1 protein-coding gene is annotated in these 653 nt (G+C 62.9%); it reads left to right on the forward strand.

Annotated features, from left to right (window positions below; genetic code table 11):
- Window positions 1-180: 180 nt before the first annotated feature.
- A partial coding sequence (locus tag DNK89_RS23505) for an AMP-binding protein (protein ID WP_153064336.1) occupies window positions 181-653 on the forward strand: 473 nt, incomplete at its 3' end.

Consider the following 653-nt stretch of genomic DNA (forward strand, 5'->3'; position numbering starts at 1 on the left):
GTCCCTGCCGGCGCTGCCGTCGGCGCTGCGCCGCCAGGGCAAACACCCGTGATAACCCTTATACGTCCCCGTTACGCAACGCGGATATTGCAGTTCACGGCCCTCTAGGTCATGCTTGCAATTGGGGCAACGGGCAAAAACTGACCCGTTCACGCTGCAACATGCTCACAACATAGGGCCATGAACGACCAATATCAGGTGCTCTACCAAACATTCCGCTGGCTGGTTCCCACCCAGTTCAACATAGCGGAAGCGTGCTGCCACCGCTGGGCATCCAGTAGTCCGGATGCGCGGCGCATCGCCATCTACTACGAAGATGAAGCCGGCAACCGCGAGGTCTGGACCTATGCGCGGCTGGCCGAGGCCGCCAATCAGTTGGCCAATGGCTTGGTCAAGATGGGCGTGGGCCGTGGCGACCGGGTCGGTGTGGTTTTGGGGCAACGCCCGGAGACCGTGGTGGCCCACATGGCCATCTACAGCGTGGGCGCGGTGGTGCTGCCGCTGTCGGCGCTGTTCGGCCCCGAAGCCCTGCAGAGCCGCCTGTGCGATTCGGAAACCCGCGTCGCCATCGTCGACCATGCTTCCAGCGCCAACCTGCTGGCCGTCAGCGACAATTGCCCCAACCTGCAACAGATCATCGGCATCGGTTTCGC

The organism is Acidovorax sp. ST3 (assembly GCF_003231145.1).
Classification (GTDB): Bacteria; Pseudomonadota; Gammaproteobacteria; order Burkholderiales; family Burkholderiaceae_C; genus Acidovorax.